Below are 19,478 nucleotides of genomic sequence, written 5' to 3' on the forward strand. Positions count from 1 at the left end.
CGGGGACAGCCGGCCCCTCGCCGCGGATTTTCGTGTCCTACGCGCACGATTCGGCGGAACACGACCGCGCGGTCCGGGAGTTCGCGACCTTCCTGCGTGCCGAAGCCGGCATCGACGCGCACCTGGACGTCTGGTACACCGATCGGCGGCGGGACTGGACGTCGTGGGCGATCGACCAGCTCCGGCGCGCCGAATTCGTGCTGGCGATCGCTTCTCCGCAGTACAAGCGGATCGTGGACGGACGCGGGCATTCCGCGGCCGGGAAAATGGAAGTGCTCGAAGCCGCGATGCTGCGCGACAACCTCGTCCGCGATCTGCCCGGGGAGACGCGCCGGATACTGCCGGTCGTGCTGCCCGGGCACGACGCCGGCGAAATCCCGGAGTGCCTGTGCGGGAATTCGACGACGCACTACGCGGTCGAAGAAGTGACGCTTGCCGGCGTCCGGGAACTGCTCGCGGCGCTGGCCGGTACGCCGCTCTACGAACTGCCGCCGCTCGTTCCCTTCGTCGCGCCGGAACGCGGGGTCGACCCGCTCGTCGTGGGCGTCCGGCCCGCGGCGAGCGGGCCGGTGGCGATCCTGACCGCGGAGGCGGAGGTCGAGATCGGTGGTACGCGGTACCTCGTCCACGGTGACCCGCGCGAGGACGGGCCGGCGATCATCCGCCGGGCGCGGGCGTTGCGGCTGGGGCCACCGCACGAGAACGTCTGGCTGCGGCAGGTCGACGTGCGGCGCGACACGCCGGCCGCGCAAGCGGCGTCGGCCGCCTTGACCCGCGAACGCGACCTGCTGGATGCCCTCCGGGGCAAGGACTCCGGCTTCCCGGCGGTTCGGCAGCTCGTCCGGGAAAACGGCTTGGTGACGCTCGTGACCGCGTGGCCCGGCTCGTCCGGCACCCTAGCCGACTTCGTCCCGCAGCGCGGCGAGGTGATCGACGCCTGGCGCACCCGCCGGACCTTGTCCGGCCTGGCCGGACTCGGCCGCACCTTGACAGTCCTGCACAGCCGGCGCGCCACCCACCGCCTGCTCACCCCGGCGGGCCTCATCCGCTTCGACGACGGGAAAGTCGTGTTGCGGGACCTCGGCCTCGCCGGGACGGACTACCGGCCCGGCGAAGCGGCAACGCCCTACCAGGCCCCGGAACAGCGGGTGCGCAGCAACGGCCGGGCCGGGCCGTGGACCGACGTCCGCCAGCTCGCTGCCGTCGCCTACCACGTCGTCACCGGGTTCCCGCCGGATCCGGCCGTCCCGGTCCCCGTCCGTCAGTTCGCCACGGCCCTTCCCGAGCGTGCCGCCGGCGCCATCGACGCCGCCCTGGCCATCGACCCCGCGAAGCGCCCCGCGATGCGGGTGCTGGCGGCCGCGCTCGGGGACACCAGCGATCACCGCCGATGAGGAGTGTGCCGGTTTGCTCCAGGTTGTCGATCTTCCCCGATGGGTCGTGCTCGTCCCGGGAAAGTCGCTCGACGCGAAGCTGCAGCGGCAGCGCCGGGACCACCCCGGCCTGCCCGCCGGAATCGGCCAGGTCGCGGCCGATCTGGCGGCGCGATCGGAAGGGGTACCGGCCACGCTGAGCCCGCCGCTGCGCCAAGGCGACGACCCGAGCCTGCTGCTGCACACCCACACCTACCTGGTGCGGCTCTTCGCCACCAAATACGGCGACGCCTACACGATCGCGGCGATCGACCCGATCCGGCTGAAGGACCACGATCGGCTGGCCCGGGGTTGCCTGCTCCTGCGGACGAGGTGGCACACCGTCTTCGAGCACCGCGAGATCCCGGCCGGGTCGTCCGCGCACTGGCCGCGGATCGCGAAGGAATGGGCTGCCCTGAACCGGAGCCAGGACGTCCGGGACCAGGCGGTCCGGGAGGTGCCCGTGCACACGCGGTTCCTCGACCGGCTGGACAAGCTGATCGACACCGACCAGGAGCTGACCGCGAAGCGGACCCGGTCGGCACCGGCCTACCCGTACCGGGCGGTGGAAACGGTGGGGGAGCGGCGGTACACCGGTTCGTCGGTCTACGTCTTCCGGGTCGTCGGCGGGCGGGTGCCGGAGCGCGACATGTTCGTGCAGCTGCGCGGCGAACCGGAACAGCGCGGCCAGGTGACCCGGACCCGCGGGAACGAGGTGACGGTCCGCTTCGACCAGCCGATCAGCTGGGAAAGACTGGCACCGCAAGGAGAGCTGGAACTGACCTCCAGCGACGTCGTCTTCGCCAAGCAACGCGAGGCAGTCGCTCTCCTGCGGACCGGGCGGACCCGCAACCGGTCCCTGCTGCCGGTGCTCGTCGAGCACCGGGTGCAGCCGTACCGGCCGGTCCCGGCGCAGCCGGGCGAAGAGCTCGACGAAGACCAGCTCACCGCGTTCCGGAACGCGCTCGGCGTGCCCGACCTGCTGGTGGTCCTCGGGCCGCCGGGCACGGGCAAGACGCGGACCATCAGCCAGATCGCCCGTGCGTGCGCGCTGGCACCCGAACGAGGACCCGTGCTCGTGGCCTCCCACACGAACCGGGCCGTGGACAACGTCCTCGCCAAGCTGCCGGTGGACGTGGTGGTCGTCCGGGTGGGCAACGAAGGCAAGATCGATGCGACCGGACGGCCGTTCCTGCTGGAACGGCTGGCCACCGAACTGCGCGGCGAGGTCCTGGCCACCACCGCGGCGGCCCGTTCGAACTACGACGGCCTGCCGAACGCCGGACGCTGGGCCCAGGAGCTGGGCCGCCGGATCGGGGAACTCGAGATCGCGCTCGGCGCGCACCGAGCGGCCGGCGCGCACCTGGCCGAGGTGCGACACCGCTTCGGCGGACCGGCTCGGGAACACCTTGCTGCCGCGGTTGCCTCACTCACCCGTCAGCAGGAGAAGGCCGGCAAGCGGCAGGACAAGGTGAACCGGCTCGCGCAGCGTGACCGGCAGGCGCGCTCCCGGCCGCCGTGGCCCCTCTTCGCCGGTCTCGCGCGAGCCCTGGCCCGTCGGCGAGCGCGCCTGCTGGCTGCCGGCGGCACCGAACTCGCCGGTCTCCGGCAGGTCGCCGACCGGCTTCGCGGCGACGTGCACGCGGCCGAGCACGCGCTCGACCTGGCGACCCGGGACGTGCCCCAGGTGCAGTCCGCCCGGCAGGCAGTGCACGAGGCCGGCGGCCGGACGGAGGAGCGCAGGGCGGAAGCGATGGTGGCCGCGCACGCCGTCAGGGCTGCCGTCGGGCCCGCGGACGTCCTGCCGGCCCTCCGCGACGACGATGCCGCCGAAGCGGCCATGGCCGGGCTCGCCCGGTTCCACCGGTGGCTCGGTCCGCGGCTGGCGTTGCTGAACGTCCGGGCGAAGCTGCTCGAGGAATGGCACGACGAGGCCTCCGGCGCGGTCGAGCAGCTGTACCCGGAGTTGATCCGCTACGCCGACGTGATCGGTGCGACGTGCATCGGTGCGGCGTCGCGGTCGGAGATCGCCGAGGTGGAGTTCGACCTCGCCATCGTCGACGAGGCCGGCCAGATCAGCGTCAACAACCTGCTGGTGCCGCTCGTGCGTGCCGAGCGGACGGTGCTGGTGGGCGACGATCGTCAGCTGCCGCCGTTCGTCGACGACGAGGTCGAAGCCTGGGCGGATCGCAGTGGTGATCCCGCGTTCCGCGACCTCGTCACGAAGAGCGCCCTGGAAGTCCTTGTCGAGCACCTGCCGAAGAGTCACCTCGTCCAGCTGCGTCAGCAGCGCCGGATGCCGAAGGTCATCGCGGACTTCGTCTCGGAGACGTTCTACGGCAACACCCTCGAGACGATGGTGGAGCGCGACCACGACGACCCGTTGTTCGCCAGTCCGCTGGCTTTCGTGGACACGTCGGGTCTCTCGGAGGCGCAGCGCGCCGAAACCCCGGCCCGCGACTGGGATCCGCAGCTGGCGGGCGGCACGGTCAACCACGCGGAGGCGCGCCTGCTCAGCGAGCTCGCGGCGTTCTACCACCGGCGCCACGAAGAGTGGGCGCTGATCGTCCCCTACGCCGCCCAGGTGAAGCTCGTCAAGCAGCTGCTCCGCGCGCAAATACCGGAACAGGACACGATCGACACCAACGTGGGTACCGTGGACTCGTTCCAGGGTGGCGAACGGGACGTGATCCTCTACGGATTCACCCGCAGCAACCGGTCGAACAACGTCGGGTTCCTGCGTGAGCTGCGCCGGGCGAACGTCGCGTTCACCCGCGCCAAGCAGCAGCTGGTGCTGACCGGTGACCTCGACATGCTCCGGCTGGCCCGGGACGGCGACTTCCGCAAGCTGGCCCGATCGCTGGGCCGGCACGTCGCCGCGGCCGGGGACGTGCGGTCGTACCGGGAAATCGCTCGCCTGCTGGACGACTTGCGGGACGCTTCGTGAACGGCCGGGACGGGCTGCTGCGCTACCCGGAGGAACGCGCGCTCGAAGACGCGGCCTTCGGCCAGGGACTGACCCCGACGCGGATCTTCGCCATCCTCCTCCCGGTCTGGCAGGTCGAGGTACGGGCGACGACGACCGACGGCCGGCCGTACGAGCTGATCGACCGGTACCTCGAGCGCGGCATCGCCGAGGCCGGCTTGGGAACCACGGCGGAACTGGCCGGTTTCTTCGCGCTGGACAACGCTTTGGTCGACCGGGCGCTGCGGGTCCTCCACCGGATCGGGCACCTCCGGGTGGTCGACGGACGTCTCGCGCTGACCGGCCTCGGGGCGCAGTCCCAGCGGGACGGTGTGTGTTACGTCAGCCGGCGTGAAGACCGCAGGAAGCTGTACTTCGACGGGTTCCGGTCCTCGCCCCTGAGCCGTCCGTACTACGACGCCGGCGTGGTGACTTTCCTGGCCGTCCACGAAATCCCGGCGGCCACGGCCAAGGAGCGGAACCGCACCTTCCGGATGCTCCACACCACCCACGGGTTCCGGCGGGAGGCGCTGGCGGAGCTGGCCGGTCGCGCGGATCGCGACCACTACAACCTGCCGGTCCGGATCGAGAGCCCGGAAAGCCTCGGTGAGGAGTGCGTGTACCTGCCGATGTTCGTGGTGCGCGCGACGGATCCGGCCGGCCGGATCCGGCATCTGGTCTACACCCGGGCGAGCGACGTCGCGGACCCGGATCTCGGCTCGCTCTGCGAAACGACCCCCGAGATCATCGGGGTCCTCGATTCGGACGCCTGCACGGTGAGCGCCGAGCAGACGGAGGCCCGGATCACCGCTTGGCTTGCCAAGCAGGGCATCGACGGCTGTTCCCCGACCCGCACGACGCAGGGCGGGTGGCGGGTGGTCCTGCCCGCCAAGAGCTTCCAGCCGGACGGACCCGTGCCGCTGACCAGGATGGGCTCCTTCGCCGTGTTGGGAACCGACCTGGTGCACCTCTGGTGCGTGGACCGCAGCGCACGGGAACGCGCCTTCCTGGAGCGGCTCGACGCCTACCTCGGCCGGACCGTCCGCGGTGACGCGGAGCAGGTGAGGAGCCGGGTGACGAGGATCGTCCACCAGTTCAGTCTCGGTGATCCCGGTCTCGGCGAGATCCGGGAGCTGGCCGTGCGGGCGGGGCGCGGCAAACTTGCGGACCGGCTCGCGGCGCTCACCTGATCGGCTCCTGCAGCTCCGTCACCCAGCCGGCCGGATCCGCCGGGCAGTCCAGATAGGCCTCCCGCTGCGGCCCGGCCGACCGGCAGCCGTGGTCGTCGATCCAGCGCACCACCGCCTGCCAGCTCGGCAGGACGCCGTCGATCGCGCCGCGGTGGACCAGGGTGGCCGCGCGGGCCGGCGGCAGGTCCGCCACCGTCAGGCCGTTGAGATCACCGCTGCCCACCGACGCCGGGATCGCGGCGTGCACCACGACCTCGTCCTCCGCGCGCTGCTCGTAGTAGCACGTCAGCCGTCCTGCCGGGGTGACGTCCGCCTGCGGGAGACGGCGGCCGAGCTCCGCGCACAGCGGGTGCACCACCGGCCCGATCGCCTCCGGGGCGAAGCCCGCCGCGATGCCCGTCAGCTCCACCACCCGCATGCCGGGCAGCTCCTTGACCACGATGTCGTCGGTGGGCGCGCGGCCTTCCGCCTCGATCGTCCGCAGCCGGGCCTCGACCCGCGCCAACCGGGCCGTCCCTTCGGCCAGCGCGGCTTCCAGCTCCGCGCGCCGCAGCGTCAGCATGCCCCGCACCTGCGCCACCGTGACCTCGTCCGCCAGCAGCGCGGCCACCTGCTCCAGCGTGAATCCGAGGTCCTTCAGCGCGACGATCCGGTTGAGCCGGGCCAGCTGGGCCGCCGTGTAGCTGCGGTAGCCGGTCGCGGGGTCGACGCGCGCCGGGCGCAGCAGCCCGAGCGCGTCGTAGTGGCGCAGCATCCGGACCGAAACCCGGCCGTGGCGGGCGAAGTCACCGATCGAGAACACGGCTCGATCCTTCCCCAGGCGGGACGAACCCGCCGATGACGTCCGCGGCGAGTTCCGCGAACGTGATCGCCGTGTCGTCCTCGTGCGCGGGGCCGACGACCTGCAGCCCGGCCGGTCGCGCCCCGCCGGCCGGGGCGCTGACCGCCGGCAGCCCGGGCAGCGACGCCTGCGCGATCCAGAACACCTGGTCGTCGTAGCGGTGCCGGTCGTCGTGGGCGGGCGCGGTGGTGAACACCGTGGGGCAGAGGAAGACGTCGACGTCGGCCAGGTACCGGTCCCACGCGGCGGTCAGGGCCGCCCGTCGCCGCTCCTGCTCGGCCGTCCCGGCCGGTGCGCGCCCGTCCTGGCTCGCGAAGAACAGGTCCACCTGGAAGCCGAACGCCTCGGCCTGGACGATCGGGTCGACGTCCGCCGGCCAGCCCTCGCGGATCCGCACCCCGGCGCGGGCCAGGGCATCGACGGCGTCCGACAGCGCCGCGCCGACCTCGCCGGTCACCGGGCAGGCCGGATCGTCGAGCACGACGCCGGCGCGGAAGCCGTCGAGCCGGGAGCGTCGTGACGGCCGCATCGGCCCACCGGTGACGCGCAGGGCAAGCCGCAGGTCGGCCGCCGACCGGGCCAGGGGACCGACCGCCAGGGGGAATTCCCGGGCGAGTGACGCGGGCGGGCCCGGCGGCTGGAACCCGCGCAGCGGCACGGTGCCCACGGTGGGCTTGAGGCCGTACACCCCGCAGTACGCGGCCGGGATCCGGATCGACCCGGCCAGGTCGGAGCCGTGTTCGAGGTAGGTCAGGCCGTCGGCGAGCGCGGCCGCGGCACCTCCGCTCGAACCGCCCGGCGTCCGGGTGTGGTCCCTCGGGTTGAGCGTCCGCCCGTGGAGCGGGTTCTCGGTCCGGCCGAAGTCCGCCAGCATCCGGTGGACGTTCGACTTGCCCACGACGATCGCTCCCGCGGCCCGCAGCCGTTCGACGACCGCCGCGTCCTCGTCCGCGACGCAGTCCGCGAACGCCGGCTCACCCCAGGTCGTCGGCAGGCCTCGCACGGCAAAGGCGTCCTTGACCGTCATCGGGACGCCGTGCAAGGGCCCGCGCGCGACGGTCCGATCGGCTTCCTCCGCGGCCTCCAGTGCGGAGTCGCGGCAGGTCGCGATGACGGCGTTGACGGTGGAGGCGTCGATCCGGGCGAAGAGCTCTTCGGTCAGTTCGCGCGCCGAGAGCTCGCCGCGGCGGATCCCGGCGGCCACCTCGGTCGCGGTGCGGAAAGGCGTCATGGGTCCGGGATAGCGCCTGACACGGTGTCAGGGTCAACGGGTTTCCGCGGCCCGCCGCAGCGGGTAGACCCCGGGTGATCGCCGCCCGAATCGCGGGCGGCGCAGCGGCGGAGGGAAGACCGATGTCGACCGCACCCCCGGTATCGCCCGAACCGATCCAGCCCGCCCCTATCGTCCCGGACCCGGACCGGCCGCTCCCGGATCCCGGGGTGCCCGTACCGGACCCGGTGCCGCCGGAGCCCAAGCCGGGCCCCGAACGCGAGTAGTAACTACGAGACTCAGATCATACGAGAGTCGTATGAGTTGGTGTACCGTCGGAGCATGACAACAGCGCAGAGCTACCGCCGGATGGTCAACACCGGCAACAAGATCGTGGTCGGGCTGCAGCGGCTCGGCGTCGCCTTCGGCCCGATGCAGCTGCTGACCGTGCCGGGGCGGCGCACCGGGGTCCCGCGCACGTTCCCCATCGCCGTCAACCTCATCGACGGGCAGCACTACATCGTCCAGGCCTATCCGAAGGCGGCCTGGGTGGCTAACGTGCGGGCCGCGGGCGAGGTGACGCTCACCCGCGGCCGCCGCTCGTCGGTCGCGCGGCTGACCGAGCTGCCGGTCGAGGAGCGGCGGCCGGTCCTGCGCCGGCTCGTCGAAACCAGCCCGCCGAGCGTGGGAAAGCGGTTCGTGACGACCGGCCTGGCGGACGCGCCGACGCCGGACGCCGTCGCGGCTTCCGCCGAGCGCATCGCGGTCTTCCGCGTCGAACGGTCCTGAGTCAGCGGCGGCTGTTCTCCAGGGCGCCCAGCAGCTGCCGGGCCGCGCGGCGGGCGGCCGGGCCCGGGTGGATCGTGCGCTCGCCGTGCGGCTGGGGTGCCGGGGTGCCGGCGAGCAGTTCCACCAGCGCGACGGCGAGTTCGCGCACCTTGACGTTGGATTCCTGGCTCGCCCGCCGCAGCGTGTTCCACGCCTCGTCGGGGGTGCAGCGGCGCAGGGCCATGACGATGCCCTTGGCCTCCTCCAGCGCGGCGCGCGACTGCAGGAGGTCCAGCATCTGGTCGGTCCGGTCCGGCCGGGCCGCTTCGCCGACGACCAGTGCCATCGCGGCGAGCCGCTCGTGCCGCCGCAGCACGTTCAGCGTCTCTTCGGTGGCCGGGCGGTCGAGGGCCACCGACAGGACCAGCGTTCCTTCGGCGTCCCACGCCGAGGGCAGCGCCGCGACCCCGCGCAGCCGCGGCCAGTCCGTGGCGAGCGCGGGATGGTGTTCGAGCAGGCCGCTCAGCGTGACGAACGGCCAGCGGTCGTCGGCGTAGACGTCCGCGGTCACCACCGGCTCGCCGGTGTGACCGGCGGTCGGGACCGGGCCGCCGAACCCGGCCAGCTGGGCCGGGACGAAAACCGCGGAGAGCCCGTGGGCGGCGGCCACGTGCAGGGGCCCGCCGCGGTGGTGCACGGACACCGCCGCGCCGAGGACGCCCGGCACGTCGGCCGCGATCCGGGCGAGCAGTTCTTCCAGCAAGGGGGTCACCCGGTGTGGCGTGGGCAGGACGGTCACCGCAAACCCCTCCTCGGCGCGGTGGGGGGCGGGCCGGGCGCGTGCCCGGCCCGCCTCGCTCGGAGTCAGGCCTTGAGCTGCGGGTGGTCGCCGGCGCCGTCGATCTCGATGCGCCGCGGCTTCGCCTTCTCGACGATCGGGATGCGGACGGTCAGCACCCCGGCGTCGTAGTTCGCGGTGATGTGCTCGGTGTCCAGGGTGTCGCCGAGGAACAGCTGGCGGGAGAACACGCCCAGCCGCCTCTCGGAGACGTGCATCCGGACGTCGTCACCGGTCGGCAGGGGCCGTCGCTCGGCCTTGACCGTGAGGACGTTGCGCTCGACGTCCAGCTCGACGGCGCCGGGATCGACGCCGGGGAGGTCGAAGCACACCACGAACTCGTCGCCGGCGCGGTAGGCGTCCATCGGCATCGCGGCCGGCTTCGACCAGGTGCCGGCACCGAAGACCTGCTGGGCGAACCGGTCGAGGTCGCGGAACGGGTCGGTGCGCATCAACATCGGGATCCACCTCCTGGAACTCGTTGACTCTGGTGTCAACACGCGGACCTGTTCTAGCATGTCGTCAAAACGATGACAAGATGAGGGTCGTCGAAAGGATGACTTGATGCAGGAAACCGATTCCGCCGGCGTGCTGCGCCGGATCCAGGAGGTGGTCGCCGCCGCCCGGGCCGGGGTCGCGGACCAGGACCAGGTGCTGGCCGCGTTGTCCGGCCTCCGGGTGCTGCGGGAGGAACTCGCGAGCTGGGAACCGGAGCTGATCACCGCGGCCAGGGCGGCCGGCACCAGCTGGGTGGCGCTCGCACCTGCCCTCGGCGTCGCGAGCCGGCAGGCCGCGGAACGGCGCTACCTGCGGCTGCAGCCGTCGCACACCGGCGAGAAGACCGGTGAGGCGCGGGTCGACGCGGAACGCGACCGGCGCGCGGGCGACCGGGCCGTCGCCGACTGGGCCCGCCGCAACTCGGCGATCCTGCGCCAGCTCGCCGGCCGGGTAAGCGCGCTCGACGGGCTCGGCCCGGCCGCGCAGGAGAGCGCCGATCGCCTCGGCGCGGCCCTCGGCGACGACGACCCGTCGACGCTGCTCCCGCCGCTGGCCGCCGCCCGGCCGCACCTGACCGGCGCGCACGCCCGGCTGGCCGAGCAGCTCGGCGAGATCTCGGCCCACGCCGACCGGCTGCGCCGCGACGCCGCCGGCAGCCGCCGCACCCGGGACTGAACTCTCGCGAGGCCGGCGTTCCGCAAGATCGGCGCGGGTTTGCCCGGCCGGCTGAGCGTCTGAGATCGTTCCGGATCGGGTACCCGGGAGGCATGGACGACACCCCTGACCGGACCGAAACCCGGGCCGAACTGCTGCCCGAAGAGCAAGCCGTCGACAGCGCGGACCCCGAGGGCCAGGCACGCGAGGTCCTGCGCGACTCCGACCGCCGCACCGAGCACCCGGAGGCGACGCTGGGCCGCCGCCGTCCGGAAGACACGGTTTAGCCGGCGGACACGGGCGTCAACCGCTCCTCGGATCGCGCGTCGCCGCGCAACAGCAGCACCGCGACCAGGCCCAGCACGGCCACGACGGCGAAGAAGTAGAAGCCCCACGGGTAAGCGATCCCGGCGGTGACCAGCGCCCCGGTGACGAACGGGCCGAGGATCGAGCCCAGCCGCCCGACCGCCGACGTCAGCCCGAGCGCGGTGCCCCGGGCCGACGCCGGGAACGCGTGCGCGACGTAGCCGTAGATCAGCACCTGCGCGGAAAACACGAACACGCCGGTCAGCAGCACGACCGCGTTGAGCACGACCGCGTTCCCGATCTTCAGGCTCAGCGCCGCCAGCAGGACCGCGCCGGCACCGAACCAGATCCGCACGATCGGGCGGATGCCGAACCGGTCCGCGATCGTGCCGGCCAGCACCAGCCCGAGCACCGCGCCGATGTTGAGCACCAGCAGCAGCGTGATCGACGTCGAGATCGGGTAGCCCGCCGTGCGCATCAGCTGCGGCAGCCAGGTGTTGAGCCCGTAGACCAGCAGCAGCCCCATGAACGAACCGGTCCAGACGGCGATGCTGATCCGCCGGAACCGCCCGCCCAGCAGGTCCTTGAGCCCCACGCGCCCGGACGTTTCGCGAGCCGCGAGATAGGCCTCGGACTCCGGCAGCTTCCACCACATCAGCGGCACCGCCAGCAGGCCGACGATCCCGCCGCCGTAGAACAGCAGGTGCCAGTCCTCCTTGGCGTACAGCGCGAGAATCGACGTGAGCACCGCGCCGACGTGGTAGCCGGTCATGGTGACCGTGCTCGCACTGGCGCGCCGCCGGGCCGGCAGGTTCTCCGACATCACGGTCAGTGCCACCGGCATGCACGCGCCGAGGCCGAGCCCGGCGACGAACCGGAACACGCCGAACGTCGCGACGTTCGGCGCGAGCGGCGTCAGCAGGGTGAACACCGAGAACAGCAGGACCGAGCCGATGAGCAGCACGCGGCGGCCGAACCGGTCGGTGAGCGGGCCGAGACCGGCGGCACCGACGGCCACGCCGATCAGCGACACCGTGGCCACCGCGGTCGCGCCGGCCGCGGTGAAGCCGAGGTAGCCGCTCTTGAGCAGGGTCGGGATGGTGGCGCCGAGCGCGACCAGGTCGTAGCCCTCGAGCAGGACGGTCAGCCAGCAGAGGACCGCCGTCCACGTGCCACGAGACGTCGTTGTCATCGTCGTGCTCCTCAGAAGGGGTAGTGCGCGATGTCCGCGCGGACGGTCAGCCACTGCGTCTCGGTGAAGGCCTCGATGTTGGCCTTCGCCCCGCCGAAGCGGGAGCCGTTGCCGGAGTCGCCGACGCCGCCGAAGGGCGCGGTCGGCTCGTCGCCGACGGTCTGCTCGTTGATGTGCACCTTGCCCGAGCGGACCTCCTCGGCCAGCGTCATCGCGGTGCCGACGTCGCCGAGGATGCCGACGGACAGGCCGTACGCCGAGGCGTTGACCAGCCGCGCGGCCTCGTCGAGGTCGCGGTAGGCGCGCACCGGCGCGACCGGGCCGAAGATCTCCTCGCGCCAGGCCGGACTCGCGTCGTCGAGTCCGAAGAGGACGGTCGGCGGGTAGAACGGCGCGTCGGGCTTCCCGCCCGCCAGTACCCGCGCGCCGGCCGCGACGCTGCGGTCGACGACGTCGGTGACGTGCGCGAGCTGGCGGTCGTCGATGATCGGGCCGAGCGCGACGTCGCCCTCGGCCGGGTTCCCCACGGGCAGCCGGCGCGCCTTCTCGGCGAGGGCTTCGACGTAGTCGTCCACCTGGGACTCGTGGACGAGGTGCCGGCCGGTGGTCATGCAGATCTGGCCCTGGTGCAGGAACGAGCCGAACGCGCCGGCGGAAGCCGCCTTGGCGACGTCGGCGCCCGGCAGCACGACGAGCGCGTTGTTCCCGCCCAGCTCCAGGTGCACGCGCTTGAGCGAACGCGCGGCGGCTTCGCCGACCTTCCGCCCGGCCGCGGTCGAGCCGGTGAACGACACGATCGACACCTCCGGCGCGTCGACCACCGCGGCGCCGACGGCGGCGTCGCCGGGCAGCAGGTGCAGCAGGCCTTCGGGCAGCCCGGCCTCCTCGAAGACGCGCAGGATGCTGACCCCGCCGGACACCGCGGTCCGCAGGTCGGGCTTGAGCAGCACGGCGTTGCCCAGCGCGAGCGCGGGCGCCACCGAGCGGATGGCCAGGATCAGCGGGAAGTTGAACGGCGAGATCACCGACACCACGCCGGCCGGCACCCGCCGCGCCAGCGACCAGCGGGGTTCGCCGGTGCTCAGCACCTCGCCGAGCGGGTGCGTGGGCAGGGCCGCGGCCTCGAAGCAGATCCCGGCCGCCATCTCGGTCTCGATCCCGGCCTTGGGCCGCGTCGAGCCGGCTTCACGGACGATCCAGTCCTGCACCTCGGCGGCGTGCGTCTCCCACAGGTCGCCGGCGCGGCGCAGCACCGCGGCGCGTTCGGCGGGTTTGCGGCGGGCCCAGTCGCGCTGGGCCTGCGCGGCGGTGGCGGCGGCTTCCGCGACGTCGTCCGGCGTCGCGATGCCCACCCGGCCCAGGACGTCCCCGGTGGCCGGTTCGACGACCTGGTGGGTCCCGCCGCTGCCGCCGCGGAATTCGTTCTCCAGCAAGGTCATGATCACTCCGGTGTGGTCGGTTCGGTGTCGACCTGGATCAGCCGGGGGCCGTCCGGGGTCGCCTTGAGCTGGGCGCGCAAGTCGTCTTCGTCGCGGGCGGTGGTGGCTTCGACGCCGTAGCCGGCCGCGATGGCGGTGAAATCGAGCCCGGGGATCTCCGTGCCGGGCACGTCCGGCGTCCCGAGCAGCTCGCCGAACCACCGCAGAGCGCCGTAGACGCCGTTGCGCAGGATCACGAAGGTGACCGGCACGCGGTAGTGCGCGGCGGTCCACAACGCCGTGATGCCGTAGTTGGCCGAGCCGTCGCCGATGACGCCGACGACCGGGCGGTCCGGGCTCCCCATCGCGACGCCGACCGCGGCGGGCAGGCCGAAGCCGAGGCCACCGGCGGCCGGGAAGAAGTAGGAGCCTGCGCGGCGCAGGTCCATCTGCCGCCACCAGGCCGAGTTCGTCGAAGTCGACTCGACGACGTAGCGCGTGTCACGGGGTTGGGTGTCGCGCAGGGCGGCGAACACCTGCTCCGGGTGCAGCGCTTTCTCGCCGGTCCTGGGCTCCGGGCTTTCGACGTATTCGCGTTCTGCTTCGCGGGCCGGGATTTTCCCCAGCAGCGCCTCGATCACCGGCGCGGGGTCGGCGACCAGCGCCTCGCCCATCGGCGCGCGGGCCGCGGCGCCGAAGTCGTCGGTGACCTGGATCAGCCGGGTGCCTTCGGGCAGGTACGCGCCGGGCACGTGCTGGTGGTAGCGGAAAACCGGCGCGCCGAGCACCAGCACGAGGTCGTGCCCGGTCAGCGCGGCCGACACGGTCGCGATGCCGGCGGGCAGCACGCCGCGGAAGAGCGGGTGCCGGTTGGGGAAGGGCAGCCGGTGCGGCGACGGCGCCACCCAGGTCGGCAGGCCGAGGCGCTCGGCCAGGGCGACGGCGCGGTCGAAGAGCCCGGCGGCGTCGATGTCGCCGCCCAGGACCAGCGCCGGGTTCTTCGCCCCGGCGACGCTCGCGGCGAGATCGTCGAGCTGGGCTTCGCTCGGAGCCAGCCCTTTCTGGACCCGCCGGTCGAGCGTCGCCGTCTCCTCCAGCTCGACGGCCCAGTCGTCGTAGGGCACCGAGAGGTAGCTCGGGCGCCGGTGCAGCTCGGCCTCGAACACCGCCTGGGCGAGCGAGCGCGGGACGTCCGCGGCGCAACTCGGCTCACCCGACCAGGCCACCAGGGGCCGCATCAGCTGCGTCGCGTCGACGTTGGCGAGCATCGCCTCCAGCCCGATCGCCGTCCTGACCTGCTGGCCCGCGGTGAGCACCAGGGGAGAGCGCGAGTAGACGGCGTTGGTGAGCGCGCCCATCGCGTTGCCGGAGCCGGCGGCGGCGTGCAGGTTGACCAGCACCGGGCGGCCGGTCGCCTGGGCGTAGCCGTCGGCCATCCCGACGACGGCGCCTTCGTGCAGGCCGAGGACGTACCGGAAGTGCGCCGGCAGCTCGGCGAGGAACGGCAGCTCGTTGGACCCGGGGTTGCCGAAGATGGTGGTCAGGCCACGGCGGTCCAGGAACTCGTGGGCGAGCCGGCGGGCGGTGGGCATGGGCGGGGCCTCCTCGAAGTCGGACCGACCCTATGGAGCCGCGCGGCTGTGTTCCAATAGATGTTGGCGCGTTGCATCATCGATGGGATCGATATGCCGGACTTCGACCTGAACCTCGTGCGCACGTTCGTGCTGCTGTACGAGACCCGCAGCGTGACGGCGACGGCCGAGTCCCTGCACGTCACGCAGCCGACGATCAGCTACAGCCTGCAGAAGCTGCGTCGCCGGTTCTCCGACGAGCTGTTCCGCCGCACCGGCGGCGGCCTGGTGCCGACGACGACCGCCCGCGCGCTCTACGAGCCCCTGCACAGCGCGCTGTCGGAGATCGAGACGGCGGTGAGCGGCGCGAAGTCGTTCCCGCCGTCGACGGCCCGGGCGGCGTTCACGCTGTGCCTGTCGGACCTGGGGGAGATCTCACTGCTGCCGCGCCTGATGGCGGCCCTGCCGTCGCGCGCTCCCGGAGTGACGCTGACCGTCCGGCCGCTGGACGTCGACCGCGCGGCCGACCAGCTCGGCCGCGGCGAGATCGACGCGTTCGTCGCCTCCTCGCTGACCAGCTCCCAGCGCGTCGCCCGGATCCCCCTGTTTTCCGAGGGCTACCTGGGCATGGTGGCCTCGGACCACCCGCGCCTGGGTTCTGCTGTGTCGTCGGATCAACTGGCGGCCGAGCGCCACGTGACGGTGTTCGGCCCGACGGGTCACGACGGCCCGCGTCGCGCGCTGGAGGCGTCCGGCCTGCTGGACCGCGTGGTGCTCGAGGTGACCCGCTTCGCGGCGCTGCCGTACCTGGTGCAGGACGGCGAGCTGGTGGCGATGGTCCCGCGGCTGGTGGCGGAGATGTTCGCGGCCGAGCACCGGGTCCGGCTGTTCGAGCTGCCGTTCGAGGTCGAGCCGGCCCAGGTGTCGGTGTACACGCGGCACACGCACGCCCGCAGCCCGGCCCAGCACTGGCTGGTGGGCTTCATGCGCGAGGTGCTGGGCTAGGTGGTGCAGCGGGCGCCGTCGAGGGTGAACCCGACGGGTGTCGGGTTGCTGCGGTCGAAGGAGCCGTTGAAGCCGATGTTGACGGTCGCGCCGGGGGCGAGGCTCAGGTTGTAGGAAACCGCTTTCATGGTGACCCGCGAACCGCTCTGGGAGAAGTCGCCGTTCCAGCTCTGGGTGACCCGCTGCCCGGCGGTGAAGTTCCAGGCGGAGGTCCACGGGTTGAGCGTCTGATTGCCGGTGTTGGTGACGAAGACGTTGGCGGTGAAGCCATTGGGCCACTGGTCGGTGACGGCGTAGCGGACGCTGCACGAGGCAACCGCAGCGGGCGGCGGCGGAGCCTGCGTCTGACTGGTGGCAGCGGTGGTGGTCTTGGGCGCGGAGGAGGTGGGTGAGGCGGAGGTCGAGGTCTGCTTCATGACGGTGGGCACGGGCGTGGCACTCGGCGCCGCCGTGGTGGTGACCGTCCGCGGAGTGGTGGCGGGAGCGAGCGGATCGGGCGCCAGGGCAGCCTGCCGCCCGGGCGAGCTCTCCGAGGTGACGGCAATGATCACCAGGCTCCCGATGACGACAACGCCCCCACAGAGGGCCGACACCCACCGAATCCGCCGCCCGGCACGTTGTTGAGCAGCGGAGGCCTCCCGCGCCCGCTGCTCGAGCCGTTCCCGATATCCGGCATCGGTGTCATCCACCCGAGGCCGCGTGATGGGCACATAAGTCCCAAGCGACCGCGGCATGGCCCCGGTCTCCCGAAGCAACTCATCGACCGAGATCTCTTCATCATCCGGCCGGCCGACGCGCGCCATACCGCAACCTCCAGTTCGCGAGGGCGCTCGAACGCGCTGGCTTGCCCGGCGAATCCTAGGAAGCGAAGGCGCTCTTGTAAACCGTATGAGCATGACGGCGTTTCGCTGGTAGGTGACCAGATCCGCGGCCATCAGGTCGAAAGGTGTCGGCACTCTTCTGGTCTCGTCACTGCGAGGCCAGGGTGCCTGGATCGATGCAGGCTCGGCGAAACCTACCGATCTTGCCAGGGGTGCTTGAGGTGTGGATCCGGACCCCCCTGAACGAGGGGGCGGGGTGGCCGTATACTCTTTCTTCAGCAGGTCCGAGTGGCGGAATGGCAGACGCGCTAGCTTGAGGTGCTAGTGCCCTTAACGGGCGTGGGGGTTCAAGTCCCCCCTCGGACACTTCCCATATCCCCAACTGTGCGCATCGAGACTAGTCTCGATGCGCACAAGTCGTTTACCGGGGTGGTAGGTCGCGTGCAGCTGGAGCTGTCGGTAGACCTCCGCTTTGCGGTCGGTGTCGGCTGCGGCCAGCACGTTCCGGATGTCGCCCAGCCGCTCGATTAGTTCGGCGATCTGCTCTTTGGTCAGCCGTTGCGGCAGGGGGCGTGCGACGAGGCGTGCCTTGGCCTCCGCGCGCCGGGCCTGTGTTTCGGTGATCCAGGCGGTGACGAGCTTGACGTCGGCTCCGGCTTCGAGGGCTGCGCGTTGGCGTCCGAGTGCTCGGTCGCATTCCTCGACTGCCTTGGCGGCGGCGACTGCGCCGGGATCGACGTCGAGTTCGGGCTGGGCTGCGTAGAGGTCGTCGATGGTCTCGGCGAGGCGGTGAGGTGCGAAGCAGGTGCTGAGCCAGCTGTCGAGCGGCCCGATGAGGTCCCGTTCGGCGAGGTAAACGTTGCGGGGGTGCTCGGTCCTGTTGGCCAGACCGTACTCGTTGGGGTAGCGGCAGCGGTAGAAGAGCTGGTCGCGGCTCTTCTGGCCCTGCATGCGCCGGCCGCAGATCCCGCAGTGCAGCAGGCCGCGCAGGACGTAGCGGTGCTGGGTATGCGTCCGTTCCCTCGTCTTGCGGCCGGCGCCTTTGGCGGCGGTGATCTCCTGAGCGCGTTGGAAGGTGTCGACGTCGATGATCGGTTCGTGGACGATCTTCTCGGAGAAGATCCACTTGTCGCGGGTGTTCCAGCGCATCTTGGTCTCGTGGCCGAGCCCGACGTCCTCGACGTCGATGAGGACTTCGTCTTTGCGCTGCTTATTCCAGACTTGGCGGCCGGTGTAGCGAGGGTTGGTCAGGATGACGCTGACTGCGCCTTTGGCCCAGGCGACGCCGGTGCGGTGCCGGTTGCGGGCCGGGTCGCTGCTTGACGGGGAGAGGATGCCGTCGCGGGTGAGTGCCTCGGCGATGGCGAACTTTCCACGGCCGGCGATGTACTCGGCGTAGATCCGCTGCACGACCGGCGCGGTGGCGGGGTCGGGTTCGAGCCGATGCAACCGTTTGCCTTCAGCGGCCTTCGCCGGATTGGGGTGCGGACCGGCGTCGGCAAGCTGGTAGCCGTAGGGCGGCCGGCCGCCGAGGAAGCGGCCTTCGACGGAGGCCTGGGCGGCCATAGCGGCCCGGACACGGATCTTGATCCGGTTGCGTTCGCCCTTGCTCATCCCGCCAAAGACCGACATGACGAGATCATGCGCTTCGGACTCCGGCTCGATCGCGCCGCCGACCTCAGGTACCCACAGTCCGACGCCGTAGTGGACGAGGACGGGGAAGGTCAGGCCGTACTGGTTGCCGTAGAAAGCGCGCTGGGGCTCGCCGATGACGACGGCGTCGAACCCGCGGTCGGCGGTGCGCATTACCGTCAGCAGCCGGGTCGCCTCGGGCCGGCGCTTCCAGGGAATCGAGCGAGACTGTCCGACGTCGAAGAACTCGGCGACGATCTCGCCGTGCTTGTCGACCAGCGCCTTCGCCCGGGCAAGCTGCCAGTTACGGGATGCCTCCGGGTCCTGCTGGTCCTCGGTGGAGACGCGGCCGTAGAACGCGAACCGCATGATCAGGCCGCCTTGTCGGCGTCGAGCAGCAGTCGTAGCAGAGCGCTGGCGGCCTCGTGCGACAGTTGCGGTGGAGACGCTGGCAGCAGCACGATCGTCGCGCCGACGTCGCGCCGACGAACGAGTTGAGGCCGGCTATCGGCGGCGTCCTGGCGCGTCGGCGGTCGTGAACGGCGACGCGCTGCGCTTGATGGTGAAGAGGTGTTCGCAGGAGTCTTCATGTCCGCCCCAGGGCGTGGTCGGTGTGCACGGATCGTCCACGACACCGTCGTAGCTACCAGAGCGGAAGTGCCCGTTCAGGTCAACGTCGGCGGTGCGCGACTCGATGACCAACTCCGCTCGGGGAGGAGGCAGGGAGACACCGCGATGCCAACTTGTTAGCTACGGGCCCGGTTCGTCGTCGCTACCGCCTGGTCCTTAGTACGGATCTCTGGTTCGGAATAGATCGCTGTTCTGGCGCCACCTGACCACAGAGGCCCTGGGGTCTGTTCAGCGACACCTGCCGGGGCTCCGACCTGCGCTTTCAGGTCATGTGAGGGGCTCGCGGCGCCCTACGGGGTGGCTGCTGGTTCTGTGACGCCCCTGGAAACACTCCGAGATACCGTCGATCGTAGCTTGCAGGTCCCCCTTGGGGGAGAATGCGGGACATGCAATCGGTCTACGAGGTTCTGTCGGAGTTTGGGGCTTCTGCTCACTCGGATGTGGACGAAGGTGCCACGTTGAGGGCTCATCCGGACCGTCCCCAGCGTCGAACATTGTCTACGCGGACCGGTTCAAGGAGTTCTGGC

16 protein-coding genes and 1 tRNA gene are annotated in these 19,478 nt (G+C 71.7%); 8 read left to right on the forward strand and 9 right to left on the reverse strand.

Annotated elements, in window-relative coordinates; genetic code table 11:
* Nucleotides 1–32 precede the first annotated feature (32 nt).
* Genes ACLJQF_RS21180 through ACLJQF_RS21190 form a run of 3 tightly spaced genes read left to right on the forward strand, consistent with a single transcriptional unit; the run spans nt 33 to nt 5,567 of the window.
* Nucleotides 33–1,394: an SEFIR domain-containing protein gene (locus ACLJQF_RS21180; RefSeq protein WP_410610963.1), complete on the forward strand. Its 1,362-nt coding sequence runs from the start codon at nt 33–35 to the stop codon at nt 1,392–1,394.
* A 13-nt stretch (nt 1,395–1,407) separates the two neighbouring features.
* Nucleotides 1,408–4,359: a DEAD/DEAH box helicase gene (locus tag ACLJQF_RS21185; RefSeq protein WP_410610964.1), complete on the forward strand. Its 2,952-nt coding sequence runs from the start codon at nt 1,408–1,410 to the stop codon at nt 4,357–4,359.
* Nucleotides 4,356–5,567 carry a hypothetical protein gene (locus ACLJQF_RS21190; protein ID WP_410610966.1) on the forward strand — a complete coding sequence of 404 codons (1,212 nt, stop codon included), beginning with the start codon at nt 4,356–4,358 and terminating at the stop codon, nt 5,565–5,567. The genes ACLJQF_RS21185 and ACLJQF_RS21190 overlap by 4 nt, the downstream gene beginning before the upstream one ends.
* Here the strand turns inward: ACLJQF_RS21190 and ACLJQF_RS21195 are convergent.
* Nucleotides 5,560–6,369 carry a MerR family transcriptional regulator gene (locus tag ACLJQF_RS21195; RefSeq protein WP_410610968.1) on the reverse strand — a complete coding sequence of 270 codons (810 nt, stop codon included), beginning with the start codon at nt 6,367–6,369 and terminating at the stop codon, nt 5,560–5,562. The two genes, ACLJQF_RS21190 and ACLJQF_RS21195, sit on opposite strands and share 8 nt — an antisense overlap.
* On the reverse strand, nt 6,353–7,639 hold the full coding sequence (locus tag ACLJQF_RS21200; RefSeq protein ID WP_410610969.1) for an amidase family protein: 1,287 nt from the start codon (nt 7,637–7,639) through the stop codon (nt 6,353–6,355). Before ACLJQF_RS21200 ends, ACLJQF_RS21195 begins: the two co-directional genes overlap by 17 nt.
* Nucleotides 7,640–7,960: 321 nt before the next feature.
* On the opposite strand from ACLJQF_RS21200, the gene ACLJQF_RS21205 reads away from it, so the two are divergent.
* Entirely contained in the window at nt 7,961–8,407 is a 447-nt protein-coding gene (locus tag ACLJQF_RS21205) for a nitroreductase family deazaflavin-dependent oxidoreductase (protein WP_410610971.1), read from the forward strand.
* A 1-nt stretch (nt 8,408) separates the two neighbouring features.
* Here ACLJQF_RS21205 and ACLJQF_RS21210 read toward each other — a convergent pair whose 3' ends face one another.
* Nucleotides 8,409–9,185: an ANTAR domain-containing protein gene (locus tag ACLJQF_RS21210; protein WP_410610973.1), complete on the reverse strand. Its 777-nt coding sequence runs from the start codon at nt 9,183–9,185 to the stop codon at nt 8,409–8,411.
* A gap of 65 nt (nt 9,186–9,250) precedes the next feature.
* Nucleotides 9,251–9,682, reverse strand: a complete 432-nt coding sequence (locus ACLJQF_RS21215) for an Hsp20/alpha crystallin family protein (protein ID WP_410610974.1) — start codon at nt 9,680–9,682, stop codon at nt 9,251–9,253.
* A 106-nt stretch (nt 9,683–9,788) separates the two neighbouring features.
* On the opposite strand from ACLJQF_RS21215, the gene ACLJQF_RS21220 reads away from it, so the two are divergent.
* Nucleotides 9,789–10,397 (forward strand): HSP18 transcriptional regulator, encoded by a 609-nt coding sequence (locus ACLJQF_RS21220; RefSeq protein WP_410610975.1) that lies wholly within the window; start codon nt 9,789–9,791, stop codon nt 10,395–10,397.
* Nucleotides 10,398–10,489: 92 nt separating this feature from the next.
* Nucleotides 10,490–10,663 carry a hypothetical protein gene (locus tag ACLJQF_RS21225; protein WP_410610977.1) on the forward strand — a complete coding sequence of 58 codons (174 nt, stop codon included), beginning with the start codon at nt 10,490–10,492 and terminating at the stop codon, nt 10,661–10,663.
* Here ACLJQF_RS21225 and ACLJQF_RS21230 read toward each other — a convergent pair.
* Genes ACLJQF_RS21230 through mdlC form a run of 3 tightly spaced genes read right to left on the reverse strand, consistent with a single transcriptional unit; the run spans nt 10,660 to nt 14,884 of the window.
* Entirely contained in the window at nt 10,660–11,874 is a 1,215-nt protein-coding gene (locus tag ACLJQF_RS21230; protein WP_410610979.1) for an MFS transporter, read from the reverse strand. The genes ACLJQF_RS21225 and ACLJQF_RS21230 overlap by 4 nt on opposite strands.
* Before the next feature lie 11 nt (nt 11,875–11,885).
* Nucleotides 11,886–13,313, reverse strand: a complete 1,428-nt coding sequence (locus tag ACLJQF_RS21235; protein WP_410610980.1) for a benzaldehyde dehydrogenase — start codon at nt 13,311–13,313, stop codon at nt 11,886–11,888.
* Between the two features lie 2 nt (nt 13,314–13,315).
* Entirely contained in the window at nt 13,316–14,884 is a 1,569-nt protein-coding gene (gene mdlC, locus ACLJQF_RS21240; RefSeq protein WP_410610981.1) for a benzoylformate decarboxylase, read from the reverse strand.
* Nucleotides 14,885–14,977: 93 nt separating this feature from the next.
* Between mdlC and ACLJQF_RS21245 the strand changes: the two genes are divergently transcribed.
* Entirely contained in the window at nt 14,978–15,868 is an 891-nt protein-coding gene (locus ACLJQF_RS21245) for a LysR family transcriptional regulator (protein WP_410610983.1), read from the forward strand.
* On the opposite strand, the gene ACLJQF_RS21250 is transcribed toward ACLJQF_RS21245, so the two are convergent.
* On the reverse strand, nt 15,865–16,671 hold the full coding sequence (locus ACLJQF_RS21250) for a cellulose binding domain-containing protein (protein WP_410610984.1): 807 nt from the start codon (nt 16,669–16,671) through the stop codon (nt 15,865–15,867). The two genes, ACLJQF_RS21245 and ACLJQF_RS21250, sit on opposite strands and share 4 nt — an antisense overlap.
* A 300-nt stretch (nt 16,672–16,971) precedes the next feature.
* Here ACLJQF_RS21250 and ACLJQF_RS21255 point away from each other — a divergent pair.
* A tRNA-Leu gene (locus ACLJQF_RS21255) sits at nt 16,972–17,055 on the forward strand.
* On the opposite strand, the gene ACLJQF_RS21260 is transcribed toward ACLJQF_RS21255, so the two are convergent.
* Entirely contained in the window at nt 17,020–18,690 is a 1,671-nt protein-coding gene (locus tag ACLJQF_RS21260) for a recombinase family protein (RefSeq protein WP_410610985.1), read from the reverse strand. The two genes, ACLJQF_RS21255 and ACLJQF_RS21260, sit on opposite strands and share 36 nt — an antisense overlap.
* Nucleotides 18,691–19,478: the final 788 nt, after the last annotated feature.

The sequence above is a fragment of the Amycolatopsis sp. lyj-109 genome (assembly GCF_046548995.1).
In the GTDB taxonomy this organism is placed as follows: domain Bacteria; phylum Actinomycetota; class Actinomycetes; order Mycobacteriales; family Pseudonocardiaceae; genus Amycolatopsis.